The 14039-nt window shown below is 74.1% G+C and carries 11 protein-coding genes and 2 pseudogenes; 8 read left to right on the forward strand and 5 right to left on the reverse strand.

Going from position 1 to position 14039, the window contains the following annotated elements; all coding sequences use genetic code 11:
• Positions 1 to 28: 28 nt before the first annotated feature.
• Complete coding sequence (locus E1292_RS55110) at positions 29 to 1693, reverse strand: FAD-dependent oxidoreductase (protein WP_132599389.1); 1665 nt, start codon at positions 1691 to 1693, stop codon at positions 29 to 31.
• A 150-nt stretch (positions 1694 to 1843) separates the two neighbouring features.
• Positions 1844 to 2101, reverse strand: a complete 258-nt coding sequence (locus E1292_RS31200) for a hypothetical protein (protein WP_132599391.1) — start codon at positions 2099 to 2101, stop codon at positions 1844 to 1846.
• A 291-nt stretch (positions 2102 to 2392) separates the two neighbouring features.
• On the opposite strand from E1292_RS31200, the gene E1292_RS31205 reads away from it, so the two are divergent.
• The 5 genes and pseudogenes from E1292_RS31205 to E1292_RS31215 all read left to right on the forward strand — a co-directional run bounded on the left by E1292_RS31205 (position 2393) and on the right by E1292_RS31215 (position 6099).
• A complete protein-coding gene (locus E1292_RS31205) occupies positions 2393 to 2623 on the forward strand; it encodes a helix-turn-helix domain-containing protein (RefSeq protein WP_132599393.1) in 231 nt (76 codons plus the stop codon).
• Positions 2542 to 4182, forward strand: coding sequence for an nSTAND1 domain-containing NTPase (locus E1292_RS51485; protein ID WP_342775719.1), 1641 nt, complete (start codon positions 2542 to 2544; stop codon positions 4180 to 4182). Before E1292_RS31205 ends, E1292_RS51485 begins: the two co-directional genes overlap by 82 nt.
• Before the next feature lie 58 nt (positions 4183 to 4240).
• A pseudogene (locus tag E1292_RS31210) lies at positions 4241 to 4648 on the forward strand (WD40 repeat domain-containing protein); the annotation flags it as partial.
• A gap of 5 nt (positions 4649 to 4653) precedes the next feature.
• Positions 4654 to 4767, forward strand: a pseudogene (locus tag E1292_RS55895) (hypothetical protein); the annotation flags it as partial.
• Between the two features lie 84 nt (positions 4768 to 4851).
• On the forward strand, positions 4852 to 6099 hold the full coding sequence (locus tag E1292_RS31215) for a WD40 repeat domain-containing protein (RefSeq protein WP_132599397.1): 1248 nt from the start codon (positions 4852 to 4854) through the stop codon (positions 6097 to 6099).
• Positions 6100 to 6112: 13 nt separating this feature from the next.
• On the opposite strand, the gene E1292_RS31220 is transcribed toward E1292_RS31215, so the two are convergent.
• Positions 6113 to 6541, reverse strand: a complete 429-nt coding sequence (locus tag E1292_RS31220) for a type II toxin-antitoxin system PemK/MazF family toxin (protein ID WP_132599399.1) — start codon at positions 6539 to 6541, stop codon at positions 6113 to 6115.
• Between the two features lie 204 nt (positions 6542 to 6745).
• On the opposite strand from E1292_RS31220, the gene E1292_RS31225 reads away from it, so the two are divergent.
• Positions 6746 to 7525 (forward strand): acyl-CoA thioesterase domain-containing protein, encoded by a 780-nt coding sequence (locus E1292_RS31225; protein WP_246090457.1) that lies wholly within the window; start codon positions 6746 to 6748, stop codon positions 7523 to 7525.
• Positions 7526 to 7528: 3 nt separating this feature from the next.
• Here E1292_RS31225 and gnd read toward each other — a convergent pair whose 3' ends face one another.
• Complete coding sequence (gene gnd, locus E1292_RS31230) at positions 7529 to 8953, reverse strand: NADP-dependent phosphogluconate dehydrogenase (protein WP_132599401.1); 1425 nt, start codon at positions 8951 to 8953, stop codon at positions 7529 to 7531.
• 371 nt (positions 8954 to 9324) lie between these two features.
• Here gnd and E1292_RS31235 point away from each other — a divergent pair, with 371 nt between their 5' ends.
• Positions 9325 to 9966, forward strand: coding sequence for an NAD(P)H-binding protein (locus tag E1292_RS31235; RefSeq protein ID WP_132599403.1), 642 nt, complete (start codon positions 9325 to 9327; stop codon positions 9964 to 9966).
• A 156-nt stretch (positions 9967 to 10122) separates the two neighbouring features.
• Complete coding sequence (locus E1292_RS31240; protein WP_132599405.1) at positions 10123 to 12618, forward strand: ATP-dependent Clp protease ATP-binding subunit; 2496 nt, start codon at positions 10123 to 10125, stop codon at positions 12616 to 12618.
• Here E1292_RS31240 and ptsP read toward each other — a convergent pair.
• Positions 12615 to 14039: phosphoenolpyruvate--protein phosphotransferase (gene ptsP / locus E1292_RS31245; protein ID WP_132599407.1), on the reverse strand; the 1425-nt coding region annotated here is incomplete at its 5' end. The genes E1292_RS31240 and ptsP overlap by 4 nt on opposite strands.

Genomic DNA, 14039 nt, shown 5'->3' on the forward strand with positions numbered 1-14039 from the left:
GACGGGGCGCTGCCGCGGGCGGCGTGGCTCAGGCGATGGCAGGCGCGTAGGGGGTGAGGTCGATGGGCGGTTCCTCGCCGAGGGCCAGGGCGGCGGCGATCCGGCCGGTGAACGGGCCCGCCGTCAGGCCGTACGAGCTCAGCCCCGTCGCCACCACCACACGGCTGGTAAGGCGGCCGATCAGCGCGCTGCCGGGGGCGTACACCGGGCGCAGACCGACCCTGGTCTCCGCGACCGTCGCGCCCAGCAGGCCCGGCGCCACCTGCAACCCCGCCTTGATCACTTCGCCGAGGCCGCCCATCGTGACACGCGGCGAGAACCCCACGTCCTCGATGGTCGCGCCGATGACGACGCGGGAATCGGGGAAGCCCAGCAGGTAGGGGCCGATCCTGGGCAGCACGATCGGCCACCAGGCCGTATCGATGCCCTCCAGGGTGACGTGCAGGATCTGGCCGCGCCTCGGGAAGACCGGCAGTTTCGCACCCAGCGGCCGGCACACCTCACCTGTCCACGCCCCGGCGGCCACGAGCACGATGTCCGCGTCGAGCGGAACTCCTTCACCGGGGAAGCTGTGGGCTCCCGTGCCGGTGAGCGGCGCGTCCGTCGTCTCAAGCGGCGTCGCCTGCCGCCAGGACGTGCTGCCCGCGCCGGCCACCTGCTCGCCGCCGCGGAACGGCACGTCCGCACCCGCCGGCCCGCCCGTGACCTCCGCACCCGCCGATTCGCTTGTGCGCTCCGCCCTGGCCGGCCCGCCCGTGGCCCCCGCGCCGGCCCGGCCGCCCGGGAGCGCTCCAGCGGTGGGCCCCGCGGGAACCTCGGGACCGGCTGAACGGGCGGTGGTGGCGTCGCCACGGAGAGGTCCAGAAGGTCCGGCCGACGTGCCGCCACCCGTCGTGGATCCGGCCGACGTGCCACCACCCGCGGGTCCGGCCGTTGGGCCACCATCCGCAGGGCCACCATCCGCAGGGCCACCATCCGCAGGGCCGGCCGTGGTGTCGTCACCGGCAGGCCCGGCCGGCTTGGCAGCCTCGACAGGCCCGGCTGGCCCGGCTGGTTCGGCAGGCCCGGCTCGTCCGGCCGTGGCGTTGTCGTTCGCCGGTCCGGCCGGGGAGCCGGTGCGGCCGGTCGTGCCGTGCAGGCCGGAGCCCACGGGGCGCAGGAGAACCTCGCCGCCCGGCGTGAGCGTCGCGATGCCCGTACGGACCTGCGCGCCCCGGGCGACGGCGGCGCGCAGGAGCGCCTCGCGGACCGCGCATCCGTTCACCCGGGCCGCCCCGGGCACGAGGATCGCGCTCAGGTCGTCGGACAGCGGCGGGAAGAGCTCAGACGGCGTGGGTACGTCGGTGATCTCCCCCATTTCCGGCGCTTCGGGGTAGCGGCGGTGCAACAGCGCGCGTACCTGCTCCAGCTCGGCCGGCTCCTCGGTCACCAGCAGGGCGCCCACCTTGGCGTAGCCGATGTCCTCGCCCAGCTCCTCGACGAGCCTCGGATAGTCGCGGGCGCCCTCGCGGGTCAGCTGGTACCACGCGTCGTCCTCCGCGTGGTCCACCCACGGGCACACGATCCCCGCGCCCGCCCCCGTCGCCTGGCCCCGGTAGCCCGACTCCACCACCGTCACCGTCGCGCCGCGGCCGGTCAGGTAGTAGGCCGCGGCGGCCCCGACGATGCCGCTTCCGATCACCACAACGCGCATGGTCCAATCGTCGCAGCCTCTCTGAACCGGCCTGACGGCCGGGTCGTCCCCTTACCATCCGGATACCGGCCCACGCCCCTCTCATGCCGGGGCGACCGGGCGGGCCCCGGGCGCGGCTCGCCGCCGCTCCCGGGGACCGCTTCCGTACGGTCAGGCGACGGTGTTGCAGCTCGGCACCCAGCCGACGACGCCCGTGGCGACGTTCCTGCCGTGCTCCCAGTCGCTGGTCGTCACGCCGTTGTCGCACGTGTACGGGGCGCCGGCGGCGAAGTTGTCCACCTCGAAGCCCTGGCCCGGGTAGCCGAGACCGTTCCGGGTCGACCCGCCGTCGGGGCGGGCGAAGATCCTGACCCCGGGCACCCGGAAGTCGTACCGGACCGCCCGCTGAGCGGCGTCCTCGGCCGCCACGGCCTGCGCGGACGGCGGCCAGGGGCAGCGCGGCGGCGGCGACCAGGGCGAGGGCGGCGGTCTTGATCGTCTTGTGCATGGTTCTTCCTGTTCTCTCGATCGCGTTGAGCGGCCCGCACCGCCGGGTTGCGGTGGCGGGCAACACCGATCGTGGAGCCGGCGGGGCGGCCGGCAGAAGGCGTTTCCCCTCGCCTCGCGCGGCAGGCGACAGGGAAACCCGGACAACTCAGGACCAGCCGGCCGGGAAAATTCGCGGGCGCCCGCTCCCACCCGGGCAACTACAGTGAGTGAGTGATCGATCACGGTGCCAGGTTGCGCGCGTTGCGACTGGAGCGCGGGCTGTCACTCAACGAGCTGGCCCGGCTGACCAACTACAGCAAGGGCTATCTGAGCAAGGTCGAGACGGGGGAGAAAGGGCTGACGCCGGGGGTCGCGCGCGGGTGCGACCGCGCGCTGCGGACCGGTGGCGAGCTGGCCGGGCTGGTCGAGCGCGAGTCGGGGGCCGCCCCTACCGCGGGCTGAGCGCGTACGAGCCTGAGGACGCCCGGTGGTTCTTCGGACGGGAGCACGCGGTCGGGGTGCTGGTCGCCCGGCTGGCCGGACGGCCGGACGAGCGGGGGCCGCTCACCGTGGTCGCCCCCTCGGGAGCGGGGAAGTCGTCCCTGCTGCGGGCCGGGCTGCTGGCGGCGCTCCGCCGCGGCGCGCTGCCCGGAGCGCAGGGGTGGCCGGTCCTGCTGTTCGTGCCCGGTGAGCGTCCGGTAGACGAGCTGCTGGGCAGGATGGGGGACGGCGCGGGCATGGACGTCCTCGCCCTGGCCAGGTCCCTGCGGCAGGGGCCGGGGGAGTTCGCCGCACACGTACGCGCGGCCCTCGCAAGCAACCCCACCCCCTCACCGGCCGCGCATGACCCTAACCCGTCACTGGTCACGCATGACCTCGGCCCGTCACCCGCTGGCGCCGGCCCCTCACCGGCCGCGCATGCCTCCGGCGCGTCCCCCGCGGGCGCCGGTCTCGGCCCGTCCGGGGAACCCGCTGCGGGGCGGCGGGTGGTGCTGGTGGTCGACCAGCTGGAGCAGGTCTTCACGCTGTGCTCCGATCCCGCCGAACGGCACACCTTCCTCGCCGCCGTGCACGCCCTGGCCACCTCCGGCGCCGCGCTCGTCGTGCTCGGCCTGCGCGCCGGCTTCTACGGCCATTGCCTGGCCTACCCCGAACTGGTCGGCAGCCTGCGCGACGGCCACCTCCCGCTGGGCCCGCTCACCCTGCCGGAGCTGCGCGAGATCATCGCCGGTCCGGCCCGCGCGGCGGGCCTGACCATGGAGCCCGGCCTCGCCGAGCTGCTGCTGCGCGACATGGGCGTCCTGCCGGGCACGGCCGACTACGGTACGGGCCCGGTGCACGAGCCCGGCGCGCTCCCGCTGCTCTCCCACACGCTGCTGGCCACGTGGGCGCGGCGCAGGGGCAACACCCTGACCGTTGACGGCTACCGGTCGACCGGCGGCATCAGCGGGGCCGTCGCCGCCACGGCCGAGCACGTCTACCGCGGCCTCGATCCGCACGGCCAGGAGATCGCCCGCCGGGTGCTGCTGCAGATGGTGTGCGTGGGGGAGGACAACGTCGAGGCCCGCCGGCCGGTCGATCTGCGCTCGCTGCCCGAGCCGCACTTCCCCGCCGCGGCCACGGCCGAGGTGGTCGAGTCGTTCGCCCGGGCGCGGCTGCTCACCCTCGACGCCGAGCACGCCCAGCTCGCCCACGAGGCGCTGCTGCGGGCCTGGCCGCGCCTGCGCGAGTGGATCCTCGCCGACCGGGCGGGGCTGCGGACGCGCAGGCAGCTCAGGGAGGCGGCCGAGGCGTGGCGGCGCGAGGGCCGCGATCCTTCCCTGCTCTTCCGCGGCACCCGGCTGCAGTCGGCACACGACTGGGCGGCTTCGGGCGACACCGCGCTGACCGGCCTTGAGCAGGAGTTCCTCGACGCGGGGCTGGCCGCGAGGGCGGCCGAGGAAGCCGGGGCCCGCCGCCGCTGCGCCGCATGGTGGCGCTGCTCACCGTGCTGCTGGTGCTGGCCGTGGCCACCACGGTGATCGCGGTGATCAACCAGCGGGCGGCCACCGAGCAGCGCAACACCGTGATCGCGCGGCAGTGCGCCTGTTCGCGCTGGCGGACCGGCGCCGGCCGCGGCTCCTCGCGGCGTTCGGCGCCGACGGGCCCGACGTCGAGTCCGTCGCCCTGAGCTCCGGCGGCGGACGGCTCGCCACCGCCGGGCTCGACGGCTCGGTGCGTCTCTGGGACATCACCGAGCCGCGCGCGCCCCGGCTGCTGGCCGCCTTCACCGGCCACGACGGGCCCATCTGGGAGATCGTCTTCGCGCCCGACGGGCGGTACGTGGCCACCGGCGCCGACGACGGCACGGCCAGGCTCTGGGACGTCCGCGACCCCGGCAGGCCCCGCCGCCTGGCCACCCTGACCGGCCACGAACGGGTCGTCCACGGCCTGGCACTCAGCCCGGACGGCCGGACCCTGGTCACCACCAGCTACGACGACACCGTCCGGGTCTGGGACGTCCGCGACCCCGCGGCCCCGCGCCACCTCGCCACGATGACCGGTCACGGCGAGGACGTCGGCACGGCCGCGTTCAGCCCGACGGCCGCACTCTCGCCACCGGCAGCGACGACCGCACCGCCAGGCTGTGGGATGTCGCCGACCCGCGCCGCCCGCGCGAGCTCGCCACGATCAGCGGCCACACCGGGCCGGTGATCGCCGTCGCGTTCAGCCCCGACGGTCGCCGGGTCGCCACGGGAGGCTGGGACCACACCGTCAGGATCAGCGACGTCGACGACCCCGCCCGCTCCGCCACCGTGCTGACCGGCCACAGCGGCACGGTGGCCGCGCTCGCGTTCAGCCCCGACGGCTCGACCATGGCCAGCGCGAGCTGGGACCACACGGTCAACCTGTGGGACTCGGCCGGCCCGGTCATGGCCGGCCACGGAGGGGCGGTCCGTGCCGTCGCCTTCCGGCCGGGCGGGCGCATCCTGGCCACGGCCGGCGACGGGCGCGAGATCCGGTTGTGGAACGTCGCCGACCCGTACCGGCCGGTTCCCCTGCCCGTGCTCGACAGCCCGGCGGGCACGTACTACGCCCTGGCGTTCAGCCCGGACGGCGGCATGCTCGCGGTCGCCGGCGAGGACGAGACCATCCGCCTCTGGGACGTGTCCGACCCGAAGGCGCCCCGCCCGCTCCCCACGCTGCGCGACCACGCCGCCAGGGTGCGCACGGTCGCGTTCAGCCCCGACGGCCGCATCCTGGCGGGCGGCGGGTTCGACAACACGGTCCGGCTGTGGGACCTCGCCGACCCGCGCCGCCCCGAGCCGATCACGACGATCACCACCCACCCCGGCGCCGTCTACTCCGTGGCCTTCAGCCCGGACGGCGGCATGCTGGCCGCCGGCGGGTTCGACAGGACCGTCCGCCTGTGGCGCCTGGCCGATCCGCGCCGCCCCGAGCCCGTCTCCACCCTGTCCGGTCACACGAACGAGGTCTACACCGTCGCGTTCAGCCCCGACGGTCGCACGCTGGCCAGCGGCAGCTTCGACCAGAGCGTCCGGCTGTGGGACATCACCACTCCGGCCAAGCCGCGCACGACCGCCCGGCTCGGCGGCCACCGCGGCGGCGCCACCTCGGTGGCGTTCAGCCCGGACGGCGGGTTGCTCGCGACCACCGGTGACGACGGGACGACCCGGCTGTGGCGTCTCACCGGAGCCGGCGGGCCGCTTCTCCGGGCCCGCCTCACGGGACACACCCACGCCGTCCGCGCGGCCGCCTTCAGCCCGGACGGCCGCACGGTGGCCACGGCGAGCGCCGATCACACGGTACGCCTGTGGGACCCCGACGCCGCCCGCGTCGCCACCCGCGTCTGCGCCCTGACCGGCCCCGGCCTCGTCCGGGAGGCGTGGCACGATCACTTCCCGGGCCTCGGCTGCCGTCCCCCTTGCCCGTCGTGAGCGCGGCGGGCGACTAGCCGGCGCCCCAGCCGTGGGTCTTCATGAGCCTGGCCGCCAGCCGGGCGAAGCGCTCGCCGTCGAGCACCGCGCCCTCGCGCCGGATGTCGTCCTCGTCCAGCACGAAAACCCGGTCGAGCCGTACGTAGGAGACCCGGTCGTCGCGGCCCCACGAGCCCAGCTCCAGCCAGTCGGGACCGTCGTCGCCCTTGCTGGACAGCATCATGCCCAGGAGCCTGCGCCCGGTGCGGCCCACGACCAGCAGGGGGCGGTCCTTGCCCCTCGACGGATCCTCCTCGTAGGGCACCCAGGCCCAGACGATCTCCCCGGGGTCGGCCATGCCGTCGAGGTCAGGGGAGTAGGCCAGGGTGGCGGGCCCGTGGAGGGAATGGATCTCGCGTACCGCACCCCGGGCGGGCCGGGGGTCCTCACCTAGATCGCGCATTGTGGGAGCTTAAGGGGCCAAGCCGGCGAAAATCCATCCCGGAAGGTCGGCAACCCGCGAAGACGCCCGGACGTCGTCCGCCGGCGCCTCGGGCGCCTGGAGCGCGGCGTGGTGCCCGCCGTACGGGAACTCCGACCAGTGCACCACGTTGTGCGCCCGCTCGGCGTACCGCCTGACCGTGCTGCTCCTCTAGAATCTGATTCTGTGTCGTCGTCAGCGTTCTTCACGCGAAAGGGGGACGACCTCGTCCCCGCCCCGCACGCCCGCGGCCCCTGGTCATCCGACATGCTCCACGGCCGGCTGCTCGGCGGGCTGGCGGCCCAGGCCATCGAGCAGCACCACGCGGCGCCGGGCCTGCGCTTCGCCCGGCTGACCGTCGACCTGTTCCGCAACAGCCCCATGTCGCCCGTCACGGTGGAGACCACCCTGGTCAGGGACGGCCGCCGGATCCGGGTGGCCGACGCGACGATCTCCACCGAGCAGGGCGTGATCGCGCGGGCCGGCGCCGTGCTGCTGAGGCAGGGCGAGCAGCCAGGCGGCGAGCAGGCGATCGTCACGCCCGCCTGGGACGAGCCGCCGCCCGTCGGCCCGCCGGTCGAAGGAGGAGGCGGATGGACGCCGCCGTTCGACCTGTGGCGGGTGCCCGGCCGGGGCGCGCCGGGGCCGGGGCGGGTGTGGCTGCGCGAGCGCCACCCGCTGGTGGACGACGAGCCCGTGACGCCGTTCGTACGCGCGGCGCTGGCCGCCGACTTCGCCAGCCCGCTCAGCAACGCGGGGCTCGACGGGCTGCGGTTCATCAACGCCGACTACACGCTGACGCTCGCCCGCCTCCCCGAGAGCGACCTCGTCGGCATCGAGGCCACCGGCCACCTCAGCACCGGCGGCGTGGCGACCGGGCAGGTCACCCTGCACGATCCGGCGGGACCGCTCGGCTTCTGCCTGGTGACGGCGGTGGCCAACCCGGCCCCCATGGGGAGAGGCTGACCGTCAGGCCGGGCGCTCCGCGCGGTCGCCGGACCAGTCGGTGTGGAAGACGCCCTCCTTGTCGACCCGGTGATAGGTGTGCGCCCCGAAGTAGTCGCGCAACCCCTGCACCAGCGCCGCGGGCAGGCGGTCGCGCCGCAGCCCGTCGTAGTAGGCCAGCGCCGAGGAGAAGCCCGGCGTCGGCACGCCGATCCGCACGGCCGTGGTGACCACCCGCCGCCACGACTCCTGCGCGGCGTCCAGGGCGGCCGCGAACGTCGGGTCGGCGAGCAGTGTCGGCAACTCCCTGTCGGTGTCGTACGCGGCCCGGATCCGGTCGAGGAACTTGGCCCGGATGATGCACCCGCCGCGCCAGATGGTGGCCATGGCGCCCAGGTCGAGGTCCCAGCCGTACTCCTTCGAGGCCGCCGCCATCTGGTCGAAGCCCTGCGCGTACGCCACGATCTTGGAGGCGTAGAGGGCCTGCCGCACGTCCTCGATCAGCTCGCGCCCGCCGACGCCCGACAACTTCGGCCCCTGCAGGGACGCGGCGGCGGCACGCTGCTCCGGGTGGCCGGACAACGCGCGGGCGAAGGTCGCCTCGGCGATGCCGGTCACCGGGACGCCCAGGTCGAGCGCGCTCTGCACGGTCCAGCGGCCGGTGCCCTTCTGCTCGGCCTGGTCGACCACGATGTCCACGAACGGCTTGCCCGTCCCGGCGTCCACCTGGTCGAGCACCTCCGCGGTGATCTCGATCAGGTAGGAGTCGAGGTCGCCCCGGTTCCACTCCCTGAACACCTCGGCCAGCTCGGCCGGCGTCGCGCCCAGCGCCTGGCGCAGCAGGTCGTAGGACTCAGCGATGAGCTGCATGTCGGAGTACTCGATGCCGTTGTGCACCATCTTCACGAAGTGGCCGGCGCCGTCGGGGCCCACGTGCACGCAGCACGGCACCCCGTCCACCTGGGCCGCGATGTCCTGCAGGATCGGGCCGAGCGCCTCCCACGACTCCTTCGACCCGCCCGGCATGATGCTCGGGCCGAGCAGCGCGCCCTCCTCGCCGCCGGAGATGCCGGTGCCGACGAAGTGGATGCCCCGCTCGCGCAGCGCCGCCTCGCGCCGCCGGGTGTCCTGGAAGTGCGCGTTGCCGCCGTCGACGATCATGTCGCCCGGCTCCATCAGGTCGGCGAGCTGGTCGATCACCGCGTCGGTGCCCGACCCCGCCTTCACCATGATGATCGCCCGGCGCGGGCGCTTCAGCGACGCCACGAACGCGGCCAGCTCCTCGGACGGCACGAACGTGCCCTCGCCGCCGAACTCCTTGATCAGCTGCTGCGTACGGCTGTACGAGCGGTTGTGCACCGCCACCGCGTATCCGTGCCTGGCGAGGTTGCGGGCCAGGTTGCGCCCCATGGTGGCCAGGCCGGTGACGCCGATGTCTGCCAAATCCATAGTGAATCTCCTCTGTGGGGGGTACGCATGATCCAGCCCGGGCGTTCGGAGGGATATTCCCACCTCGCCCCGCCTCCCGTACACCCGGCTCGTCAAGCCCGTCCGGCGGGCCGGCGCAGACCGGAGAGCGCCGCTCTGTTCGGCTCCTCCCTGCCATACCCGCCGACGCCTGCCCGATGCCGGGGTTATGCCCCCACCCGCGTCAGGGCCGTCAGAATAAGCCGGGCCGCGGAACCGTCCGCCGGATCCGGCATGGGGGAGTAAGGGTGTACGGAAACGGGCATTGCTGGTCCGATCGCCGCCCTCAGCCGGGGAGGCGGGAAAGCCGCTCCCCGCGGGGGAGCGGACAAGCCACGACACCATGGGGAACGATGCGGATCATCATCGCGGGCGGCCACGGGAAGACAGCACTGCGCCTGGCGCGGCGCCTCGGATCCGGCGCCGTGGGCCTGGTGCGCGACCCGGCCCACGTCACGGACGTCGAGGCCACGGGCGCCGAGGCCGTGGTGTGCGACCTGGAGCGGGCGTCGTCCGGTGAGGTCGCGCGGATCGTCGAGGGCGCCGGCGCCGTGGTCTTCGCCGCGGGCGCGGGGCCGGGCAGCGGCGCGGCCCGCAAGGAGACCGTCGACAAGGGCGCGTCCGTGCTGCTCGCCGGCGCGGCCGAGACGGCAGGCGTGCGACGGTTCATCCAGATCTCGTCCATGGGCGCGGGCAAGCCGCCCGCGCCGGGCAGGGACGCGGTCTGGGCCGCCTACATCAAGGCCAAGACCGAGGCCGAGGACGACCTGCGCGCCCGCGACCTCGACTGGACGATCCTCCGCCCGGGCCGGCTGACCGACGAACCGGGATCCGGCCTGGTCAGGCTGGAGCCGGAGGTCTCGCCCGGCTCGGTTCCCCGCGACGACGTGGCCGCCGTCATCGCGGCCATGCTCGACGCCCCGGGGACCGTCCACCGGACGCTGGAGCTCGTCTCCGGTGACACGCCCATCGCCGACGCCGTCGGGGGAAGGTGACGCGCGAGGACCAAGCCGTCGGGGGAAGGTGACGCGCGAAGGTCAAGGCCTGAGCCGGTGCCGCGACCGGTCGCGCCGGCCCGGCAGGCTTTGCCGGAACCTGGCTATGAAGTGCGGCGCGCAGGGCTAGATGTCCCCTGAGCCTAAGGGGGATACATGTCTGACATGCCGTTCAGGTCGTTCTTCGGCGGGGACCCGTTCAGAGGGTTCGAGGAGCTCACGGGCCGCGTGTTCGGGGGTATGGAGGCCTGGCCGCCGACCCGGCCCAGCGTCCAGCGGGTGGACGTCGGCAGGCTGCTCAGCGCCTCGGCCAGGGAGGTCCTGAGGCGCGCCCTGGAGGAGGCCGGTCAGCGTGGCGCCGCCGACCTGGACGTGCTCGACCTGCTCGACGCGCTGATCGACGATGACGCCACGGGGGGCATGCTGCGCTCGGCCGGCGTGGACGTCGGACGGTTGCGCAACCGCATCGACGCGCTCGCCGGTCCCGGCCGGCCCGGCGAGCCGCCCACGACGCTCTCACCGGCGGCCAAACGCGCCATCCTGGACGCGCAGCGGATCTCACGGGCCCTGCAGTCGTCGTACATCGGACCCGAACACCTCCTGCTCGCCCTCGCCGCCAACCCCGACTCCGGCGCCGCCCGCCTCCTGCAGGAACAGGGCGCGTCCGCCAACGAGCTGCAGGAGGCCATCATGTCCGGCGGCGCGCGGACGGGCGAGCCACGCCGGGGAGGGGGCGACACCCCTACGCTCGACGAGTACGGCAGGGACCTCACGGAAGAGGCCAGGCAGGGCGGGATCGACCCGGTCGTCGGCCGCGAGGACGAGATCGAGCAGTGCATCGAGGTGCTGTCGCGCCGCACCAAGAACAACCCCTGTCTGATCGGCGAGCCGGGCGTCGGCAAGACCGCGATCGTCGAGGGCATCGCCCAGCGCATCGTCAACGGCACCGTCCCCGACATGCTCAAGGACCGCCGCGTCATCGGCCTCGACCTGACGGGGATGGTGGCGGGCACGAAATACCGCGGCGAGTTCGAGGAGCGCATCAAGAAGGTCATAGACGAGGTCCGCGCGCACGCTGACGAGACCATCGTCTTCATCGACGAGGTGCACAACCTGGTCGGCGCCGGCTCCGCCGAGGGCGGCATGGACGCCGCCAACATCCTCAAACCGGCTCTGGCCCGCGGCGAGCTGCACGTCATCGCCGCCACCACGATCGACGAGTACCGCAAGAACATCGAGAAGGACGCCGCGCTCGAACGCCGTTTCCAGCCGATCCTGGTCTCGGAGCCGACCGTGGAGCAGACGGTCGAGATCCTGGCCGGGCTGCGCGACACGTACGAGGCCCACCACCAGGTGCGCATCACCGACGAGGCCCTCGACGCGGCCGCGAACCTGTCGGCCCGCTACATCTCCGACCGCTTTCTGCCGGACAAGGCCATCGACCTCATGGACCAGGGCTCGGCGCGGGTGCGGCTGCGCTCGCGTACGCCCGGCACCGGCGTGCGCGAGCTGGAGGAGCGCCTCGACTCGCTGCGCCGCGACAAGGATCAGGCTGTCTCCTCCGACGACTTCGACCGCGCCAAGGAACTGACCATCGAGATCGACAAGATCAGGCCGGAGCTGGAGCGCGCCAGGCGCGGCGAGGACAGCGTCCCGCAGGTCGTGGTGGAGGACATCGCCGAGGTCGTGTCCCGGCAGACCGGCATCCCGGTCACCCAGCTCACCCAGCGCGAGCGCGAGCGCCTCATGAGGCTCGAAGAGCACCTGCACAAGCGCGTGATCGGCCAGGACGAGGCGGTCGTCGCCATCGCCGAGGCGGTGCGCAGGGCCCGGGCGGGCCTGGCCGACCCGAACCGTCCCATCGGCAGCTTCCTGTTCCTGGGCCCCACCGGAGTCGGCAAGACGGAGCTGGCCAGGTCGTTGGCCGCGGCGCTGTTCGGCGGCGAGGACCACATGGTGCGCATCGACATGAGCGAGTTCCAGGAGCGGCACACGGTCTCGCGCCTCATCGGCGCGCCGCCCGGATATGTCGGGTATGAGGAGGCGGGTCAACTCACGGAGGCCGTACGCCGCCGCCCGCACGGCGTCATCCTTCTCGACGAGATCGAGAAGGCCCACCCCGACGTGATGAACATCCTGCTGCAGATGCTCGACGACGGTCGGCTCACCGACGGCCACGGCCGCACCGTCGACTTCACCAACACGATCGTCATCATGACCAGCAACCTCGGCGCGCAGATGATCCTCGACTCGGACGACACCCAGCAACTGCATGACCGGCTCATGGACCTGCTGCGCCACTCGCTCCGGCCCGAGCTGCTCAACCGCATCGACGAGACGATCGTCTTCAAGCGGCTGGAACGCGAGCAGCTCCGCCAGATCGTGGACCTGCTGCTGGAACGGACCCGGCAGCGGCTGCGCGGCCAGGACGTCACGCTGGAGGTCACCGACGCCGCCAAGGACTGGCTGGCCGAGCGCGGCTACCAGCCCGAGTTCGGCGCCCGGCCGCTGCGCCGCACCGTCCAGCGCGAGCTGGACAACCGGCTGTCCACCATGCTGCTGACCGGCGAGATCGAGGAGCACGGCAGGGTCACCGTGGACGTCGAAGGCGACGGCCTCCAGCTCAGGGCGCACAGCCCGGAACCGATCTAGCCGACGGCGGCCTCGGCGCGGCGCCGGCACTCCTCCAAGGTGAGGCCGGCCAGCGCCTCCCGCACGGCGGGCACGCACACGGGGGCCATGGACAGGCTCGTCACCCCGAGCCCGGCCAGCAGCGGCGCGAGCAGCGGGTCGCCGGCCGCCTCGCCGCACACCCCGACCGGCTTGCCCGCCTCCCTGCCCGCCCGCGCGCACATGCCGATGAGCTGGAGCAGGGCGGGCTGGCGCGGGTCGAGCAGATCGGCCAGCGCCGAGTGCTGGCGGTCGGCGGCGAAAGTGTACTGGGCCAGGTCGTTCGTGCCGATGCTGAGGAAGTCGACCTCCCGCAGCAGCGCCCCGGCCCGCAGCGCCGCCGCCGGCACCTCCACCATCGCGCCCACCTTGGCGATGCCGCGCTCACGGGCGCGGCGGGCGAACCCGCTCGCCTCCGCCACGGTGGTGACCATGGGCGCCATCACCCACGCCTGCGTGCCCGTCGCCCTGGCCGCCTCGGCGATCGCGTCGAGCTGGGCGTCCAGCACGCCGGGCAGGATCCGGTCCACCCGCAGGCCCCGCACGCCCAGGGCGGGGTTCGGCTCCTCGGGCAGGCCCAGGAAGGGCAGGGGTTTGTCGGTGCCCGCGTCGAGCGTGCGCACGATCACGGTCTCCGCCTGCTCGAACACCTCCGTGTACGCGGCCACCTGCTCCTCGAACGACGGCGCCCCCGTACGGTCGAGGAACAGGAACTCCGTCCTGAACAGCCCGACACCCTCCGCGCCCGGACGCAGATCCTTGGCCGAGCCGATGTTGAGCAGCAGCTTCACCGGGTGGCCGTCGGCGGTCCTGCCGGGGCCGCTGCTCGCCGCCAGCCTGGCCCGCTCCGCGCGGTCGCCCGCCACGATCTCGGCCGCCCGCTCCTCGGTCAGACCGGTCGTGATCTCGCCGGTGCCGCCGTCCACGCCGATGACCGTGCCGTCGGGCAGGTCCATGACGCCCGCGCAGGCCACCACCGCGGGCAGGCCACGGCCACGCGCCAGGATCGCGGTGTGGCTGGTGGGGCCGCCCCGCTCCGTGACGAGCGCCAGCACGTCGGGCCCCAGCCCCGCGGTGTCGGCGGGGGAGAGGTCCTCGGCCACCAGCACGTACGGGTGGCCGGGGGCGGGCAGGCCGGGCATCGGCAGGCCGAGCGCGAACGCCACCGCCCGGTGCTTGAGATCGTCCAGGTCGGCGGCCCGCTCGGCCAGGTAGCCGCCCAGCTCGGCCAGGGCGTCGCGGTGCTGGGCGAAGGCGGCGTCGAGAGCGTGCGCGGCGTCGGCGCCGTCGCGCGCCCGCCGCTCGGCCTCCTCCAGCAGCATGGGGTCCTCGGCCATCATGGCCAGCGCCTCGAGGATCTCCGCCGCTTCGCCGCCGCCCGCGACCCCCGCCTCGCCACCGCC

The organism is Nonomuraea deserti (assembly GCF_004348685.1).
Taxonomy (GTDB): Bacteria; Actinomycetota; Actinomycetes; order Streptosporangiales; family Streptosporangiaceae; genus Nonomuraea; species Nonomuraea deserti.